Source organism: Arthrobacter sp. TMS2-4, from assembly GCF_054511075.1.
This window is the reverse complement of record NZ_JBTNDI010000038.1, coordinates 1-2072: the sequence shown is the minus strand read 5'-3', so window position 1 is coordinate 2072 and position 2072 is coordinate 1. Positions and strand designations below refer to the sequence as shown.

Sequence of the window (2072 nt, the reverse complement as noted above, 5' to 3'; positions counted from 1 at the left end):
TCAGTCCGACCTGCTAGTGCCTTCAGTCCGACCTGCTAGTGATCGTTCGACGTTGGTATTGTGCGTCACAGCGAAGAACTCCCTCATCGCACTCCCACCCACGTCTGAATATGGGGATCACCATGAAAAAAACCACCGCAAGCCTTGGCCTGGTAGCAGCAGTCGGTCTTTCTGCTCTGGCCGTGTCGCCCGCAATGGCAGCACCTTTTGTCTTTGACAACTGCACCCAGGCGGAGCAGTACGGCGTGTTCAACATCCCGGCAGGATCGCCCGGGTATGGAACGCATCTCGATCAGCCTGTCGATGGCGTTGGCTGCGAGAAGGACGGTGCTGTGTACAACCCCGCGCTTGTTCCTGCAGGCGACCCCATCGTGACGCCTACTCCTACGCCTGCTCCTGCAGGTGGCACCGTCGTGGCTCCCCCCGCTCAGGTAGCGCAGATGCCGGTTGGCGGCGCAGCCACCGGCGTTCCTATGAAGACAGATAGTGACGCGGGAACCATCGCGCTCAGCAGCGGCCTTGTTCTCGCAGCGGCAGCAGGAGGCGTCCTGATGGTTCGGCGCCGCGCTAGCCAGGCGTAGTACGACAAAAGGGCCGGCCAAATGGCCGGCCTCAGGTTTGCCTGGTGACCCCCAGTGCCGGCCGCGGCTAACTCATCACCTAACGACGTCTCGTGGCCTTCTCAGATGCTCACTTGGTGGTGGCTGAGGATGCCTTGAATGAGTGAAGGGCCCATCGATTACCGGTGGGCCCTTCACTCATTTTTAACCGAGCTGGTTCGCCTGGCTGTGGCTGTCCTTCGTTTGTAGGACTCCTACAAGAGGGACACGCCGTTAAAGAGCGAAGCTACCCCGGTATGTTGGCCGCCCGGGGTAGCTTCAAAGCACATCACAACTTCATATCCAGCGTACCTCTTGCTTGGCCGGAAGAGGATGCCCACCGCAGGCTGGCAGACCTGTGGCGTGTCGTCGGAGATACGGAACCAAAACGCCAAGGCGCTAACACCGCCCCCTTACCGGGTTTGAGCCGGTTCCATTGTCGAGCGCGTGGTCAGGGCCCATCACCGGTGCAGCAATGTCCGGAATCGAAGGGACGCCACGGCCTACAGCAGTACCCATCAGCAAGTCTCATGGAACTGCCAGAGCCACGCGCACATGCCGCCGTCGCACCCGCCTAACAGCAGTGCCAGCAATAAGACACCCACACCCCACACCTACACCGGTGCCGTCTTACTCTGCCCTTGATTCACCATCAAGGCAGACCCATGCCCTCCCCCGCCCTTCCCAGTGCCGCCGGTAAAACAAGCAGGACACTCAGACGATGGTCACCAACAACGAACCCCCGACCTTGAACCGACCTTGAGCTAACCCTGAACTGACCTCGAGCTGACTCAGCCACCACCAGGTAGCCCAGTGCTAGCGCGTGACGCACGAGCCTGAACCAAAGAAGGCGACACCCGCACCAAGATGCATGAGGTGTGACGATCCAAAGGAGCTCAAACGAGATGGAACAGTTCACAGCGACCGCACAACGCGAAGGCAATTGGTGGGTGATCGAGATACCGGAGTTAGGCCAGGCGACGCAGGCCCGTAAGGCGACCGACATCGACGAGATGGCCAGGGATCTCATCGCCGTCATGCGCAACGTGGATCCCTCAGAAGTCCAGGTCGCCGTGACGGCCCTCGATCGTTAGCGCCTACGGAGCAAGTTGGGAACTTAGGTGCCCTAAGTTGGAAAGCTGCTTGCAGAGCAAGCTATGCGTTTATGTGCCATAAACGCGGTTGACGTTGTCGCTAGCTCCTGCGGAGCAAGCTATACGTTTACACCGGTCTAAGTGCCACCGGTGTGCACGAGCGGCAGCTCGTGGTCCCTGTCGGGGCGCTGCGCTGAGCTCTTCAGTCTGACCTGCTAGTGCCCTCAGTCCGACCTGCTAGTGCCCTCAGTCCGACCTGCTAGTGCCTTCAGTCCGACCTGCTAGTGCCTTCAGTCCGACCTGCTAGTGATCGTTCGACGTTGGTATTGTGCGTCACAGCGAAGAACTCCCTCATCGCACTCCCACCCACGTCTGAATA

General features: G+C 59.9%; 2 protein-coding genes. Both read left to right on the top strand.

Annotated features, from left to right (window positions below):
• Nucleotides 1–122 precede the first annotated feature (122 nt).
• Nucleotides 123–581 carry an excalibur calcium-binding domain-containing protein gene (locus ACX80F_RS16970; protein WP_459337553.1) on the top strand — a complete coding sequence of 153 codons (459 nt, stop codon included), beginning with the start codon at nucleotides 123–125 and terminating at the stop codon, nucleotides 579–581.
• 923 nt (nucleotides 582–1504) lie between these two features.
• Complete coding sequence (locus tag ACX80F_RS16965; RefSeq protein ID WP_459337552.1) at nucleotides 1505–1693, top strand: hypothetical protein; 189 nt, start codon at nucleotides 1505–1507, stop codon at nucleotides 1691–1693.
• The last annotated feature ends 379 nt before the right edge of the window (nucleotides 1694–2072 follow it).